The 16,144-nt window shown below is 31.0% G+C and carries 12 protein-coding genes; 9 read left to right on the plus strand and 3 right to left on the minus strand.

The features are described 5' to 3' along the window. Positions 1-16 precede the first annotated feature (16 nt). A complete protein-coding gene (locus GOY08_RS02100) occupies positions 17-769 on the plus strand; it encodes a phytanoyl-CoA dioxygenase family protein (RefSeq protein WP_158996906.1) in 753 nt (250 codons plus the stop codon). A gap of 49 nt (positions 770-818) precedes the next feature. After that, positions 819-2,009, plus strand: a complete 1,191-nt coding sequence (locus tag GOY08_RS02105) for an MFS transporter (protein ID WP_158996907.1) — start codon at positions 819-821, stop codon at positions 2,007-2,009. A gap of 56 nt (positions 2,010-2,065) precedes the next feature. Here GOY08_RS02105 and rpmF read toward each other — a convergent pair whose 3' ends face one another. Both rpmF and GOY08_RS02115 read right to left on the minus strand, forming a co-directional pair. Continuing rightward, positions 2,066-2,272 carry a 50S ribosomal protein L32 gene (gene rpmF, locus GOY08_RS15715; protein WP_158996908.1) on the minus strand — a complete coding sequence of 69 codons (207 nt, stop codon included), beginning with the start codon at positions 2,270-2,272 and terminating at the stop codon, positions 2,066-2,068. A gap of 170 nt (positions 2,273-2,442) precedes the next feature. Further along, a complete protein-coding gene (locus tag GOY08_RS02115) occupies positions 2,443-6,852 on the minus strand; it encodes a protein kinase domain-containing protein (RefSeq protein ID WP_158996909.1) in 4,410 nt (1,469 codons plus the stop codon). 155 nt (positions 6,853-7,007) lie between these two features. On the opposite strand from GOY08_RS02115, the gene alr reads away from it, so the two are divergent. From alr to GOY08_RS02150, 7 genes are all read left to right on the plus strand, one after another. After that, entirely contained in the window at positions 7,008-8,222 is a 1,215-nt protein-coding gene (alr, locus tag GOY08_RS02120) for an alanine racemase (RefSeq protein WP_158996910.1), read from the plus strand. Beyond that, the gene (gene queA / locus GOY08_RS02125) at positions 8,222-9,394 is read left to right on the plus strand and encodes a tRNA preQ1(34) S-adenosylmethionine ribosyltransferase-isomerase QueA (protein WP_158996911.1); all 1,173 of its coding nucleotides are present in this window, start codon (positions 8,222-8,224) and stop codon (positions 9,392-9,394) included. Before alr ends, queA begins: the two co-directional genes overlap by 1 nt. Before the next feature lie 2 nt (positions 9,395-9,396). Then, entirely contained in the window at positions 9,397-10,671 is a 1,275-nt protein-coding gene (tgt, locus tag GOY08_RS02130) for a tRNA guanosine(34) transglycosylase Tgt (RefSeq protein WP_202914010.1), read from the plus strand. A gap of 3 nt (positions 10,672-10,674) precedes the next feature. Beyond that, positions 10,675-10,971, plus strand: coding sequence for a hypothetical protein (locus tag GOY08_RS02135; RefSeq protein WP_158996912.1), 297 nt, complete (start codon positions 10,675-10,677; stop codon positions 10,969-10,971). A 51-nt stretch (positions 10,972-11,022) separates the two neighbouring features. After that, positions 11,023-11,673 carry a hypothetical protein gene (locus tag GOY08_RS02140; RefSeq protein WP_158996913.1) on the plus strand — a complete coding sequence of 217 codons (651 nt, stop codon included), beginning with the start codon at positions 11,023-11,025 and terminating at the stop codon, positions 11,671-11,673. Between the two features lie 56 nt (positions 11,674-11,729). Beyond that, positions 11,730-12,698, plus strand: a complete 969-nt coding sequence (locus GOY08_RS02145) for a hypothetical protein (RefSeq protein WP_158996914.1) — start codon at positions 11,730-11,732, stop codon at positions 12,696-12,698. 140 nt (positions 12,699-12,838) lie between these two features. Next, complete coding sequence (locus GOY08_RS02150) at positions 12,839-13,897, plus strand: oxidoreductase (RefSeq protein WP_158996915.1); 1,059 nt, start codon at positions 12,839-12,841, stop codon at positions 13,895-13,897. Here the strand turns inward: GOY08_RS02150 and GOY08_RS02155 are convergent. Continuing rightward, positions 13,884-16,130: a heavy metal translocating P-type ATPase gene (locus GOY08_RS02155; protein ID WP_158996916.1), complete on the minus strand. Its 2,247-nt coding sequence runs from the start codon at positions 16,128-16,130 to the stop codon at positions 13,884-13,886. The two genes, GOY08_RS02150 and GOY08_RS02155, sit on opposite strands and share 14 nt — an antisense overlap. Positions 16,131-16,144: the final 14 nt, after the last annotated feature.

Here is a 16,144-nt window from a genome sequence, read left to right on the forward strand (position 1 = left end):
AAAAGGGTATCGTAAAATGAATTTAGAAATATATTCTGAAAAACTGGATAAAGATGGTGTTGTTATTATTCCAAATGTATTTCCATTAAATCTGTTAAAATTATTTGAAAGCGCCGCTTTAGAAAGATTTGTAGAGGTAAAAAATATCGTCCAAAATTCTAATCCACAAATTAAAGAATATATTACAGCATTCGATAAAATATATTACAATAAAAAGAAATTTTATAATGATAGTAACAATGAAAAAATAATTGAACTTGCTAAAGGTAGATATGATTATTCATTGAATACTTCAGAAGGAATTTTTGCAACAGATGATTTTTTAAATCCTGAACCAATATGTAGTTTGATGGAAATGAAATTAAAATCTCAATATAGCCAACATGCAGGAGTTGTGCCAGCAATTCCAAATTCTGATAATGGACCATGGCATAGAGATATATATCCTTTCTTTGAGCATGGAGAAGCAAGCGAACAAAAATATGATGATTCAATTGAAGTAAAACTAATGCCTCCATTTTACTATACTATGCTTATTCCTCTTGAAAATATAAATCTGCATAATGGGGCAACAGAATTTATTTTATCCTCACATAAAAAATCTTACGATGAATGTGTTGATTTACCTAAATTTCAAACAGAAGTACAAGCCGGTTCGGTGCTGTTGTTTGATGGAAGAATATTTCATCGCGGAAGAGAAAATAAATCAATTGATCCACGTATGGTTATTTATAAAGTATATCATAAAAACTGGTATAATGATTATTAAACAGAACAAATAAACTAAGAATAAAATAAATATAAAATTATGGTGAAATATGCCTCAGTCATTCAAAATTATGATTGTTGTTACTCTAGCTTTGTTTACTGACGGCCTATTTTATGGCTTGTTAATTCCTTTGTTACCATTTTCACCTGCAGAACTCTCAGCAGATTGGATGTATGAGTTTTTGAGTGCTAGTTACGCTTTAGGGGTAATTCTGTTTACTCTGTTAACTGGCTATTTGTCTGATAAATTTGGTCGGCGCTTACCAATGTTAGCAAGTATTCTAATTCAATTTATTGCCTTGGCTGTTTTTGCATTCTCGCATCAATTTAGTTTTTTGCTGGTTGCTAAATTTGCTCAAGGCATTGCAGCCTCCACTACATGGACTTCTGGTTTAGCATTCATCACAGATCATTTTTCAGCTAAAAGAGGTCAAATGTTAGGTTATGCATTATTTGGCAATACACTTGGTTTGTTGGTTGGGCCTCTACTGGGTGGTTTTTTATTTGAAAAATACAATTATCATGCTCCTTTTCTACTTCTCGCAGGGTTTATGCTTTGTGATTTATTTTGCAGATTTCATTGGATAAAAAATGGGCAAAAAAAAGATACAATCCCTATGAAAGAAATCATAGTTCTCACAAAGGACAGAACAATTTTACTTGCAGCAGTAGTGATTGCTATGGTTGCTTGGTGTTGGTGTGTTTTAGAGCCACTTTATCCTATTTTTTTGAAAAATGCTGCTTCTGCAAATTCTACACAAATCGGCGCACTTTTTTCTATAGGCTGTCTTATTTATGGATTAAGTTGTCCTTTAATTGGTGTTATTGCAGATAAATTTAATCCTACCAAAGTAATGTTTATTGGAATGTTTTTACTAGCTATTTCAATCCCAATTCTATGCATTTCAAAAAATTTGATAAATGCTGGGATAGTTTTATCACTTGCAAATGCTGCTTATGGTTTAGCTCTAAACCCTACACTTTCTGAATTAAGTTCTGCAGCTGAGCGGAGAAATTCAGGGGCTTACGCCATTACATATGCTATTTATAATATTGCATACTCTTTTGGAATGTTTGGAAGTAATCTTACTAATGGTTTGCTAGCCCATTATTTTTCTATTCCTATCACTTTTTTATTTGTTGGTGGGGTTGTTATATTTTGTCTGTTAAGTTTCTTAATTTGGGTTAATAGACCAAAAATATTTGAATTTTATACTCGCTGGGGATCTTCTAGCAATTAAGTAAAATAAAAAAAGGGGATGATCCAAAAATCATCCCCTTTTTAAAAGTCTTTTAATTAGCGTAAAACAGCCAATAAGTCAGCTTTAAGGATGTTTTTAGCTACAAAACGACCCTTATAAAAACCGCAGGACTCACATACTGAATGTGGAAGTCTTGGAGCGGAACAGTTAGAGCATTTTGAAAAATTGATAGCTGTTAGAGCGTCATGAGCACGGCGTGAGTTACGGCGAGCGCGGGAAACTTTCATCTTAGGAGTTGGCATACGAGGGTATCCTTTTATAGTAATTTCAGAAGGTTATCCCCTTTGAAATACAGTACAAAAATTTTCAAGAATAAACGGGTGTGATATTCCTGAGAAAATTTCTCCACATCACACATCACGCAAATAAAACGTCCCATCTTCATAATGGACTCAACTAGCTATGTCAATAGCTATCCTGTCTGCTTCAAATTCTCTTGCTCATTTTGTTTTGATTTATCTTCTTCTTGGGAGCTTTGCTGCGGGTTTGAAGAGGGGTTTTCTGCACTTTTATCTTTTAATATCAATCTTTTGGCCGATGCTTTTAATGCCCCTGCTAAGGTTGATTCTATAATGTCGCTGTCTTTTGGAATGGAACGATGAATCATGTTGGCAAGGAGAAAAAGTTCTTCTTCAGAAAGCTTTGAGTTCTGAATATTATTTTGAAAATTATGAAGAAACTCTAGAACATAGTTTATTGCTACACCTTGCTCTGGATAGGCTTGTGAGGCCATATAGGCTCTATCTTTTAATTCATCAAATCGATCATGGCCATCACTCATTCTAGTGAAATTTTGAGAAATGAGTTCTGGGCTACTAGTTTGATCTTTGCGAATAGTAGCATGTCCTTTAACCGTATTTTCTATATCTTTCAAGTCATCTATAATAACAACAATATCTGTCCTTGCTTTTAAAGCTAAACGGTAAGCTGTCCAATTAAATCCTGATAAAATAGCAGTTTGGGATAAAAAGTGAAGCCTTTCCGTATCTTGTGTATTTGCTTTTTCAATTTTATTTCCAGTAAGAATAGCTCTATCTTCACCCCAATACTTTAATGAGCTTTGTTTGTTAAAAGAAATAAATTTCTTAAACATTTTTATTTGATTAAGAAATCTATTAGCTTTACTTTGAGGAGTAGAGGCAAATACTTTTTTCTTTAAAGTAGAGAGTTCATACATTTTGTTTGCAAATAATTCAGGGACAAATTCAATATGAGTTGATGGATCCACAAACCATTGTCTTATGCCCGCTTCTTTAGCTTCTTGTGTAATTATTGAGGCAGCATGCGCATGTCCTTTTTCAAATAAAAGATGTGTTAATAGGAGCAGTTGATCGGTTTTTTCATCAAGAATATTACCAATAAATAATTCATCACCAGGAGTTCTTTTTAATTTATAATGAGCTTGTTGAACTGAATATATAACATTTCCAATATACCAGTCCGTAAGATGATAATCTTGAAATTTCTTAATATATTTTTGCGGATTATTTTTATGATTCTTAATTGCATCAAAACTCATGGATTCAAATTCAATTAAAATTTGTAATTTTCTTGTACATTGACGCAATGAAAAAGGGAGATCATTGGACATGGATGAATTAATCTTATCAATATTTTTCTTGCCTTCTAGTAAATTGCCGTCATAAAAAATAGAGGACCATGCTTTTAATAAATAGGCTTCAAAAATATTTAAGTCGTTACCTAATCTTCCAGAGAGTTCAAGAATGGTTTCAATTATTAAAGATCTTAGGCGACTGGGAATATTTCTTTCAGCACAAATAAGTAAAGAAAATAATAAATGAACAATGCTTTCACCATCATTACTATCAATAGTAAAATTTAATACTCTAACTATTTGAGGAATTAAAACATTATTATCTATCCATCCTATACATGATCTAAAAAAACGTGACAACACTGCACTGCGTACAGGGCGCATTTTTGGAAATAGTTTTGTTTTGTCTTGCTTTGCATTTTCTTGAAATTCAATTGGATTTGTGATACTCTCCATCAATATTTTTAAATTATTTGAATCTACTTTACTTAAAAATTCCGTTTGTTCTTGTAATTTTTTTTGTACTTTATATATTTCACTTTCAATAATACTAATATAAGAACTTTTTGTTTCAAATAATGACTTTTCTATAATTCCAGAGGCTTCAGATAGATGAATAAGTTTATAAAATTCATCCGTTCTTTTTTCTCTCTTTTTAATTTGGGAAGGAAAAAAGCTTTTAATTGTTAAAATAGCTTTTCTTTTTAAATTTACAGTATTCCAGCTTACAGCTTGGTAGTATTTTTCAGCTTGTTCATACTTTCCTAAAGAAAGAGAAAGATCGGCAATGTGTTCTCTTATTTTAGGAATGAGTACTGGAGCTTCATCAGGTGATTCTTTTTCAATGTTTTCACTAAGCATTTGTAATTTAGAAATAATAAATTCAGTTGATGTATAATCACATAAGTCTTCAGTTGCAATTAAGAGTGCTGAATATGCACTATATGAACATTTTTTAAGATCTGATCTGGACAAATATTCAGAAATTTGAATAATTTCAGAAAGAGTTGTTTTTTCATTCAATTTATTGCATAAATGTTCGGATAATAAATAATAAATTTTTGATTTTATGTCTTTATTAAGCAATAAAGATAAGCTTAACCAGATAAATTGATGTTCCCAATAATAACTTATTAAATGTCCTGTTAATATATCTCTATTTTCAGAAACAAGTCCTACTTTAATAGCCACATTTAAAGTTTCATAAGCTAAATGTAAAGGATCTTTTTTTCTTTTCTCTATTTTTTCCTCTGACTCTTCATCTAATTCTGGTGGTGGACTTGTTTCAGTGCTGATTTCTTCTGATTCTTCTTGTATTAGGTCATTTACTTCTGAATTAATGGAATTGATATCTTCTTTTCCTTCATGGTATTTTTCAGAAAATATCTCTTTTAGGTTCATTACTTTACTACTCAATAGTTCTATAATATCAGTATCAATTTTCAAATCTGCCATAGCCCATGTTGCGAGAAAACGGGCTTGCTGACTTGTTAAGTGATTAAGTTTTGCAACCCAATAAGTGCGAGTTCTATCATCTTTCAAATTTGAAAAAATAACATCTTGGCTTTTTAGTAATTGGATTGTTTTTTTAATTTCTTCATCAAAAATATCTTCTTCAGATCTTATTCCTAAAATCCACCTATTATTTATAGAATTCTTTTTAATAATATTTAATAAAACAGGCAATGATGAAAAGTCTGATCTATTAATATCATCTATGATAATAAAAGAAATTTCAGATGAAGATATAATTCTTTCAAAAATTTTCTCTATGTTACTATAAAGCCATTCATGAGTTATTTGAATAAGAGAGTTTGTAGCAGATTTTTTTGCTACATTTTTATTTTCTGCGTATTTTTTTAAAGATGGTAAAATATAAAATAAAATCTCTACTTGATTTCCTAAATTAAAGAAAATTGATTTCATTTCTTGCAAAAACTTAGGATTAAGAAAAATTGCATAATTTAATAAATTTTCACATAAATCATTTAATGTTGAAAATGGAATTTTTAATGAACTAAATTTCACTGGATAGAAAAAAGTATGTTTATTAATTATATTTAATCCTACACACAAATTTCGCATTAAAAGATGTTTATTAGCTCCTAAAGTTTTAGCATCTATCCATAATCTATTTTTATCCTTGTTACTTTTTTGCAGTAAAAAATCACTCACAGTTTCTGGTATATCAAAATTTTTGTTAAGTAAGATTTGATTATGTTTGTCAGCATAATTTAGTGAATAGCTAGTATATATATTACTAATATTTTGGATATCTATATTATCTGTAAGTTTGTTTGACAACATAATTAATTCAAAAGCTAATTCTCTAGCATTAGAAATTCTTTTTTCTGGTAAGGGTTCAAGAGCTTTTAAGAGTATAGTTCTTAATCTTTTAATAGTTTCAAAAATTGGATGTCGAGTTGTCCATTTATACCAATCATTTCCCAAAATAAAAGTATTTGCTTCTGGTACTAAAAATGCTGACCAGATTTGTTCTAAAACACTTAAACCTGAATCTTTGATTAGTCCTAAATCCCAAGCCATAATTGCCGCAAGACTAAAAATATCAGAATTTTCTCGGTAAGAACCTTCAATTAATCCTCTAGCTTCTGGTGCTAACCAATAATTTTTTTCAACAATTCTTTGAAAAATAGAAATTCTTTCTTCATTGTTTTGTTGTTCATAGGAGCTTGGCAAAAAGTGCGCATATCCACCATCAAGAAAGATAATATGTGGGATTTCTTCTTTTCTCTCAAAAAATTCTGATTCATAAGTTAACTTAATATCAACTGTTGCTCTATCACGAATAAGAATATTTTGTGGTTTTAAATTTCCATGAATAATTCCTTTTGTATGGTAAAAAGATAAATATTCAAAAATTCTAACCCAAAATCGAATCCTATTTCTTAAGCGTATAAAATCATTAACTTTAATAGGTGGATCTTTTTTATTTGCATCAAATAATGTTGTACCTTCAACCCAACGGGTGAAAACTTCAAATTCGTTACTTTTTAAAAAGAGCTCTAAATTTTCACCATATTCAAAAGGAAGGGCTTTTTGTAATAAATCAAAACTTTCTTGCAGTTTTAATTTACAAAAACGCGATTTGTTAAGTCCATCTACTTTAATTGTTTTTCTTCTCAGCTCATCAGCTCTTTGCATACGCGCAATGATAGGGCTGCTTTTTATCTTCAGACTTGCAACCTTATCTACACTCGCATCTTCTCTTTGTGATATTTGCGCTATGAGCCTTTCATTATCCATATAGCCCCGATTCTACTCTATCTATCGACCCTGTTAGTTATCGGTGTAAACTTTTTGTTCCATAGGATTGTTACGAATAATTAAAAAATATTATAATCGTAAAAACAGCTCATTTTTCTTTTTAATGCCTGAGTTATTCACAGGGAGGTTGGTTCATGGCAGAGTCAGTTCAAATTATAGATCACGAGGATTGTGCTTCATGGATCGAGCTAAGTAAGTCTGCAATTATAAAAAATATCAACACTTACAGATCCCAAATGGAATCGCATATTATTTTAGGTGGAGTCATTAAAGGAAATGCTTATGGACATGGGTTTCAAGAAATTCTTGAATGTATCCATGGCTATGTAGATGTTTTATTTGTCATTTCTCCTTTAGATGCTTTTAAGATTCGGAAATTCGAAAAAGACAATGAGTTGGTGCAAAAAAGAGTTATTGTTCTAGGAGCAATTTCTCCTGCTGAATCTGTTCTGTGTGCAAAGAAAGTGATTGAAGTTGCGATAACAGGTCCATTTTGGGAAAATTATATCTCTGAATTAAGGAAATCTGAAAAAGAAAAAGGAAATAGTTACAGACAGTTAAAAGCACATTTACACATTGATACAGGTCTTTCGAGAGAAGGCTTTATGTTAGAAGAAATTCAAACAAAATTAAATTTTTTAAAGGAAAACAACGATTTAATTTATGTGCAAGGGGTTATGTCCCATTTTGCAAATACCGAAGATGTTACAGAACAATCTTATGCCTTTGAGCAAATAGCTAAATTAGATAAAGCATATGATTTAATCACTGAAGAACTAAACATAGGTTATAAATTAGAAAAACATATTGCGCAAAGTGCCTCAACTCTTATCATACCAGCTTCCCATTATGACATTGCAAGGATTGGAATTTCACTTTACGGTTTATGGCCTTCAAATGAAACAAAGTTATCTGCAAAAGTGGTAAAAAGCGAACTACCAAATTTAAAACCTGTTTTAACTTGGAAATGTCATAGCCAAAGTATTAAAAAAATATCTGCAGGAACATACATCGGTTATGGCTGTTCCTGTAGGGCTGATAGAGACTTGAGGGTTGCATTATTGCCTGTAGGGTATTTTGATGGTTACCCAAGACTTTTATCTAATAAAGGATATGTTCTTGTGAATGGAATACGTTGCAAAATACTTGGAAGAGTGATGATGAATCATATAATTGTTGACGTAACGGAAGCAACAAGAGAAAACACTTCTGAAGTTGTTGCGACACTCTTAGGAAAAGATGGCAATGAAGCTATTTCTGCTGAACAAATAGCAGATTGGGCACAAACCATTAACTATGAAGTAGTGACGCGAATTGGCCCTCACTTAAAAAGATTGGTTGTAGATTAGTGAAAAAAGAATTTTTTAACTATGATTTGCCTGAAGATCTCATTGCTCAAGTCCCGTTATCTCAAAGAAGTGCAAGTCGACTCCTTGTCTGTAATTCTACAGAAAAATCTATATTAGATAATAAATTTGAAGATTTGCCCAAAATATTGAATAAAATTTTTTCTTTGGCTGAGAAACAAAAAAAACTTTTATTGATTGCTAATAATTCTAAAGTATATCCAGCACGCGTTCGCATTCAACGTATTACAGGTGGTAGAGGTGAAGTTTTCTTTTTAGAGCGAGGAAATAAAGCAAATTATGCTTGCTTACTTAGACCTAAAAATAAATTAAAAGTTGGTGAAATTCTTTATTCAGATGATGATAGAAAAGTTCCTTTATTCAAAGTTGAAAATCTTGAAAATCCATCTGTTTCTTTAGTATTGAATGAAACTCTTGAAATAATTCTTGATAAATATGGAGAAATGCCATTACCACCTTATATTCAAAGAGATCCAAATAAAGTTCAAAATTATACTTCTATGGATAAAGAAAGGTATCAAACGGTTTATGCAAATTCAAAAGAACAAGGAAGTAGTGCAGCGCCTACTGCAGGTTTGCATTTTACTGAAGAAATTATTGCTCAATGTAAGGAGCAAAATATTATATTTTCTTCTGCAACTTTGCATGTAGGGTTAGGAACTTTTTTACCTGTTCAAAGTGAAAATATAGAAGAACATGATATGCATGAAGAAATATTTATGCTCTCGGAAGAGTTAGTAAAAAAAATTATTGAACATTTAGAAAATAATTGGCCTATTGTTTTTATAGGGACTACTTCTTTACGAGCTGTTGAAAGTTTTTTTCGTCATATATTTCAAAATTTAAATTATGCAGAATTTAATAAAAATCTTCTGGATAAAAATTTATCTAAAATATTATTACCATTTGCAGATAAATGGCTTCAAACAAAATTATTTATTTATCCAAAAAATAAATTAGATATAGTTAAACCTTTTATTGGAAATGCTATAATTACTAATTTTCATCAACCATGTAGTACATTAGCAATGTTAATCGCTGCATTAATGGGTTATGAATTTTGGCAAAAGTTTTATGCGTATGCAATAGAAAATCGCTATCGTTTTTTAAGTTATGGTGATTCAAGTCTTCTCATATTTGGAGAGAATAATTAACAATGTTATCAGATAGAAATATAATAGAATTTAATTTACTTCAATCTTTACCTTTGCCAGAAAATTTTAAATCGGGTCAATTCGATACCAATGATTTAAAAGCCCAAGATCTTTATTCCGAGTTTGATCAAGTTCTGCAAAAAGGAATTGCGCAAACAAAAGATATGTCTTTGTTAGAGGATGTAGGGCCGCGAATTACAAAATTAAAGTTTGGCTCAGTTGAATTAGAAACTCCCATATTTATGCCAGTAGGGACTGTAGGAAGTGTGAAATCACTTTCGCCTGAAGATGTCTATTCAATTGGTTACAGATTGATTTTGGGAAATACTTACCATTTAAATTTACGTCCAGGTATGGAACTCATGCGTGAGTTTGGTGGTTTACATGAATTTATGCGTTGGCCTGGAGCTATTTTAACCGATAGTGGCGGATTTCAAGTTATGAGTCTTGCTAAAATACGGAAATTAACTGAAGAAGGCGCTACATTTGCAAATCATATTAACGGCGCTAAAATCACTCTAACACCTGAAAATGTGGTTAAAATTCAAGAAGATATTGATTCTGATATTCAAATGGTTCTTGATGAATGCACTCCATATCCTGCAACGCATGCTGAAGCTTTGTCGAGCATGGAAAGATCTATGCGTTGGGCAAAACGCGCAAGAATGGCTAGGAATAAATTAAATAGAGCTCAATTTGGAATTGTACAAGGTGGTATGTACGGTGACTTAAGAGTGCAAAGTATCAAACAGTTGGTTGAAAATGATTTTGAAGGCTATGCCATTGGAGGATTATCAGTTGGTGAGTCCAAACGTGAAATGCGCAGGTTACTGTCAGCAACAATGCCTTGGATGCCAAAATTTAAACCGCGTTACCTTATGGGTGTTGGTGCTCCTGATGATCTAATTGATGCTATTATGCTTGGTATTGACATGTTTGATTGTGTTATGCCAACCCGAAATGCGAGAAATGGCAGTGTTTTTGTGCGCCAAGCTGCGTCAGCAAATGGAAAAATACAAATAAAGAATGCAATACATAGAACTTCAAAATTACCGTTAGACTCAGAATGTAAATGTTACACTTGCCAAAACTACTCCCGTGCTTATTTGCGTCATCTTTTTGTTGCAGAAGAATTACTAGTTTTTCGATTATTGTCGATACACAACTTGCAATTTTTATTCGATTTGACTTTTGAAATGCGTGAATCGATTAGAGCAGGAACGATATTTTCTTCATTGCCCTCTATTAGAAGGAAGTATGCCCCTGGGAGTGTCTAGCCCATGAAGAGCCAAAATAAGAATTCTTTCGTTTTTGATAATTCAGACAAAGCAATTCCTGTTATTATTGGTGCACAAGAAACTCAAAGTTTTTTAAATGATGTGATAAAAAACTCAAAAGAAAAGAACCAAAATCCTAATCAAATAAAAAAATGGTGGTTTTGGTTAGGATTTTTAGGCGGCGTATTTATTGCAAGTTTAGGCATTTTTTTTACATTTACAACCGTTTTTTTTATTCAAAATTCAATTCTCGATAAACCAAATTTTATTTATGAAAAAGTAATTTGCGAAAAGCACTGAACACATATAATATTGTATGTGTTTTGCGAACTCTTTTATTTGAGGTTAGTTATGTTTTCAAAATCTAAGACATTAAAAACAAGTTTAATTATAATTTCTTCTATTAGTTCAATTTTTTTATCTTCTTGTAAATCTTCATCCAAATATATAAAACAAGAAGTTGTTGCTAATTCAGATAAAACTTTAGAAACTCCTGATTGGGTATTAAATAGCTCTGTTATTCGTGAAGAAGGTTCTAATATTATTTTTATTCACAAAGTAACTTTAAGTGGCGCTTCAAGACCAGATGCTTGTGTTTCTATGGCTCGCACTCAAGCCGTTGGTGAAATGTTAAAATATATTAAAAATTCTGTTACAACTTCAGGACAAGTTGAAGATTTAAATGCTTCATCAGATCCATCTCTCTCTTCACTAACAGCATTTTTATCCCAAGGAAATATTTCTGGAGCTAAAGTAACTACCACTTATTGGGAAAAAACAATGGAAGCAGATGAGTCAGGTGTAAGGCCAACTCAAAAATTAATGTGCGCTGTTCAAGTAGCTATTGAAAAATCTGTTTTAGACAAACAAATGCGTGATGCTATAAATGGTGCTCCAGGTGGAAATCCTGAAATCCGTAGAAAATTGCTTGATGCGCAAAAACAATTTATTGATAGCGTTGGTAAGAAGGATGCCGGAGCTTCTGAAAAATCAGAAGATTAATCTCTGATAGAATATCCTTCCAAACAATTGTTCTCATCCAATATAATAGGTGAAAAATGAAAGCTTTTGGTTTATTTATAAGTTTGTCTTCTATTGCTTTGTTCAGTAGTGTTTATGCACAAACAGATCCTTGTTCTACCCTTGCTGATCTACAATCAAAAACTCAAAAGGAATTATATGTTGGATATGGAACAGGAAATACTCAAAAAGAAGCTGATCAAAATGCACAAGTTGATTTAGCAAGAAATATTCGACAAAAAGTAACCGCTACAGCTACAGTTGAAGAGACAAATGAAAATGCATCATTGAATGCAACATCTAAGTCTGTTGTTTCAGAGGTTATAATTGGTGCTAAAACTTTAAAAAGATGTAATAATAAAGATTCTTTTTCAGCAGTTGTTACCCTAGAAAAGGCGTCTTTTTTAAATTCATTGCAAGAAAAGCTTGCTTCAATTAATAAAAAAGCTAAAAGTTTAGTGCAGTCTTTAGAAAATGCAAAAGATGATGAAACTCTTGCTAAAAATGTTGATGCAGCAAAAAAATTTCTAGCAGAGTATCAAAATACCTATGAAGAAGATTTAAACCTTTGTAAAACCAATAGCGGATGCGGCAATATTTCTAAAGATGAAGATATTTTTAGTAAACTTTCTGAATTAGTAGCTAAAGAAGGTGATAAGGATCAGTACGTATTTATCTCAAATAAAGATAAAGTATCTTTAGCTTTAAGAGATGATCTTATCTCTTTATTAGAAGAGGATAAAAACGAAAAAATTAAAATAATGGATGGAGCCGTTTCCGAAGGGACTGAATCTAAAAGAAGAATTCTTTCAAGTTGCAAAGCAAAGGTTGGCCCTAAAATACCAAAAACTGAAGATCGAGTAGTGGAAACTCGCTGCGTTATTGAGGCTTATATTGGAAAGCAGAAGAAGTTTAGAAAAGTGTATTCATGTAAATCAACTATGGACTCCGAAATATCAATTGAAGATGCTGTTACTTCGTGCTCTGGTAGATTGACATTAGAGTAACTATTACTTCTGGCTATGCAAGACTAACTAATATGACAGATTGCTATGGTGGATTGAAATTATCGGAATAATTTCTAACTTAACAAAATAATTGACTTTAGAATCTAAATCATTCTAGAGTCTTTTTTTTGGATACTCATATGAAAAAACTAAATACAGCTATTGTTGGCTTTGGATTGTCGGGTTCTACCTTTCACGCCCCTTTAATTACAAATTCCAATTGCTTTAATTTAAAATATATAAACACAACCCAAGCCGAAAAAGTACAAAAAACTTATCCAACAGTTTCTGTAATATCTGATTTTGATCAGCTTTGTAAAATAAAAGAATTAGATTTAGTTATTATCACAGCTCCAAATAAAGAACATTTCTCATTAGCTAAGAAAGCTTTACTTTCTGGGAAAAATGTTGTTGTAGATAAACCTTTTGTAATTTCTTTTTCTCAGGGTGAAGAGTTAATAAATATTGCTAAAAAACAAAATTTATTACTGAGTGTTTTTCATAATAGACGTTGGGATAATGGTTTTTTAACCCTTCAAAAATGTATTCTTGAAAAAAAACTGCAAAATATTTCTTTATATGAAAGTTATTTTGATAGGTTTAGACCAATCGTAAATAAACAAAAATGGAAAGAGCAAGAACAGGAAGGTTCTGGTATTTTATATGATTTGGGTTCGCATTTAATTGATCAAGTTCTTTTTACATTAGGAATGCCCATAGAGATTTTTGCAGATCTTCAAATGCAGAGAACTAATGCTTCTACTTTAGATTATTTTCATCTTATTTTTCAGTATGAAAAAACAACAGCAATTCTTGGAGCAACTAATTTAGGTTTTCAACCTCGGCCTATATTTTCTATTTTAGGGGAGAATGGATTTTTCCTAAAAAATGGTCTGGATCCCCAAGAAAATTCTTTAAATTTTATTGCAAAAGGTGAAAAATTAAATATCGAAACTTGGGGGCATGAAAATAATATAGAAAATAAAGTTAAATTTGTGCAAATAAATAATGGTCAGCAAATGTTAATTGATATTTCAACTTTACCAGGAAATTACTTCCAATTTTATCTCCAGATTTATTCTGCAATCGTTGCAAAAGAGAAAAACCCAGTTGATCCAAAAGATGCATTGAATGTAATTAAGTTAATTGAATTAGCTTATGAAAGTAATCAGCTTAAAAAATGGATTAAAGTTTTTTAATACTAAACTTAGATTTAAAAAATAAAATGCTTAGTGAATTTAATGTAACAATTAATGTTGCTCCAGTATCAGCTATTATTGCCATCCACAATTGTGTTGCACCAGAAATAGTTAAGATAAAAAATATTGCTTTAAGCCCAATTGCAATAACTATATTTTGTTTTATTGTGACCATTACTTTTTTTGAAAGCGAAATAGCATCAACAATGCTTGTTAATTTATTACCTGTTATTATCACTTGCGAGGAATCAATTGCAATATTACTTCCATTTCCCATGGCAATTGCAATATTTGCTGCTGCTAAGGCAGGTGCATCATTTATACCATCTCCAACCATAGCAATAAAAGATTTTTCCGAAGTTGATTTAATAAAATTTAACTTTTCATTAGGTAGCAATTCAGCTTTAACAGCAATATCTAATTGATTTGCGATTAAATTGGCAGTAGTTACGTTATCTCCTGTCAAAATAGTAGAATTTATATTTAATTTTTTTAATTTTTCAATTGTTTCTTTGGCCTCAATTTTAATTTTGTCTTTTAAAGCAATTAATCCTTCAATTTTAAAATTTACTAAAATACAAATTACAGTATTTCCTTTGGTTTGTAATTCTATAATTTCATTTGCAAAATTATCAGAAATGGCAGTTATTTTTCTTGCGTATTGCGGTGAACAAATTAATACAGCTAAATTATTTATTTCTCCTTGGACTCCAACTCCAGGTATTGTTTTAGAATTTTTTACATCTGAAATTGAAACATCTAATTTTTTTGCATACTCTATAATACATTTAGCCAAGGGATGATTGGTTTTTGCTTCTACACTTGCTGCTAATTGCAGTATCTGCATTTCAGATTTATCAAAAGAAACAATTTTTGTTACGTCAAGTTTACCATAAGTTAATGTCCCTGTTTTATCAAAAGCAATTTGCTTTATTTTTCCAATTGTTTCTAATGAAATAGCATTTTTAATTAATATTCCTAATTTCGCAGCTATTAAAATTCCAGCCGAAATTGCAGAGGGTGTGGAAATGACTAAAGCGCATGGACATCCTATTAATAATATTGCCAGTCCGCGGTAAATCCAAGAAAACCAATTCTCATGAAAAAAAAGGGGAGGAATGGCGGCAACTAAAATACCAAGCAATAAAATTGTGGGGGTGTAGATTTTACTAAATTTTTCTATGCTACGCATTGCGTTAGTTTTTGAAGCTTGTGCTTCTGTTATGAGGTGAACTAATTTACTAACAGTATTATTTTCGGCAGTGGATTCTGCTTGAATTAATAAAAAACCATCAAGATTGATAGAGCCAGCTGAAACAGGAAAATTTTCATTTTTAAATATAGGAGTGGCTTCACCTGTTATCAGAGACTCATCTATGAAAGCTTCACCTGAAATTATTTTTCCATCTACAGGAAATCTGTCTCCAGGTTTTATTTCTAATATATTGTTTACTTCTATTTCTGATAGAGGGATTATTTCTTGAGTATGATTTTCTGTAACCCTAGTTACTGTTTCTGGCAGTATTCCCATAAGCATTTTTAATTCTTGATTACTTTTTGCAAGGGTCACAGATTCAAGCTTTTCCCCAATTAAATATAATATTAGGACTGCAGCAGCTTCTTCGCTAGCGCCTATAGTGATTGCTCCTATACTTGAAATACTCATCAAAGTTTCCACACTAAATATATGTTTTGCTTTAGCTAGATAAAAAGCCTTTGTTACAATTGGATAGAGGGGGATTAAGGTTAAACCTGTAAATAAGGAATGACAATTTTTGTTATAGAAATATTGGAGGGATAACAGAGCTAAATATACGAAACTTAAAATTCCTATCAATGTCCAATTTTGACTTGTAAAAAAAGTTGCAAATTTTGTAAAACTTGAAGTTTTTTTATCAATTTGAATTTTTTTTGCGACAATTTTTTTTTGTGGAAAACTTTTAAAATTTTTACTTTTTTGAAATTGTTTTTTTAACGTGGCAATCGAATTATATTTATTTTTAATTGCCTCTTCTTGTAAAGAATAGCCCAATTTTTTAGTGGAAAGAATAAATTGATCTTTTTTAAATATTTCTGGTTCAAACTTTAAAAGTAAAATAGAATTTACGAAATTGACTTTTGCCTCGTGGACTCCTTTTGCATTTTTACTAAATATTTCAATTTTTTGCGCACAACTTGGACAATCCATTCCATTAATGGAAAATTTTATTTCCGCAGTTTTTTCAATATTCATACTAACCTCGAGTG

Origin of the sequence: Pigmentibacter ruber, assembly GCF_009792895.1 — a bacterium.
GTDB classification, from domain to species: Bacteria; Bdellovibrionota_B; Oligoflexia; order Silvanigrellales; family Silvanigrellaceae; genus Silvanigrella; species Silvanigrella rubra.

Bases quoted from the DNA above. Each gene is read 5' to 3' on its own strand.
- GOY08_RS02105 (WP_158996907.1), top strand. From the start codon at position 819: ATGCCTCAGTCATTCAAAATTATGATTGTTGTTACTCTAGCTTTGTTT.
- GOY08_RS02150 (WP_158996915.1), top strand. From the start codon at position 12,839: ATGAAAAAACTAAATACAGCTATTGTTGGCTTTGGATTGTCGGGTTCT.
- rpmF (WP_158996908.1), bottom strand. From the start codon at position 2,272: ATGCCAACTCCTAAGATGAAAGTTTCCCGCGCTCGCCGTAACTCACGC.
- tgt (WP_202914010.1), top strand. From the start codon at position 9,397: ATGTTATCAGATAGAAATATAATAGAATTTAATTTACTTCAATCTTTA.
- GOY08_RS02155 (WP_158996916.1), bottom strand. From the start codon at position 16,130: ATGAATATTGAAAAAACTGCGGAAATAAAATTTTCCATTAATGGAATG.
- GOY08_RS02145 (WP_158996914.1), top strand. From the start codon at position 11,730: ATGAAAGCTTTTGGTTTATTTATAAGTTTGTCTTCTATTGCTTTGTTC.
- GOY08_RS02100 (WP_158996906.1), top strand. From the start codon at position 17: ATGAATTTAGAAATATATTCTGAAAAACTGGATAAAGATGGTGTTGTT.
- GOY08_RS02135 (WP_158996912.1), top strand. From the start codon at position 10,675: ATGAAGAGCCAAAATAAGAATTCTTTCGTTTTTGATAATTCAGACAAA.
- GOY08_RS02140 (WP_158996913.1), top strand. From the start codon at position 11,023: ATGTTTTCAAAATCTAAGACATTAAAAACAAGTTTAATTATAATTTCT.
- alr (WP_158996910.1), top strand. From the start codon at position 7,008: ATGGCAGAGTCAGTTCAAATTATAGATCACGAGGATTGTGCTTCATGG.
- GOY08_RS02115 (WP_158996909.1), bottom strand. From the start codon at position 6,852: ATGGATAATGAAAGGCTCATAGCGCAAATATCACAAAGAGAAGATGCG.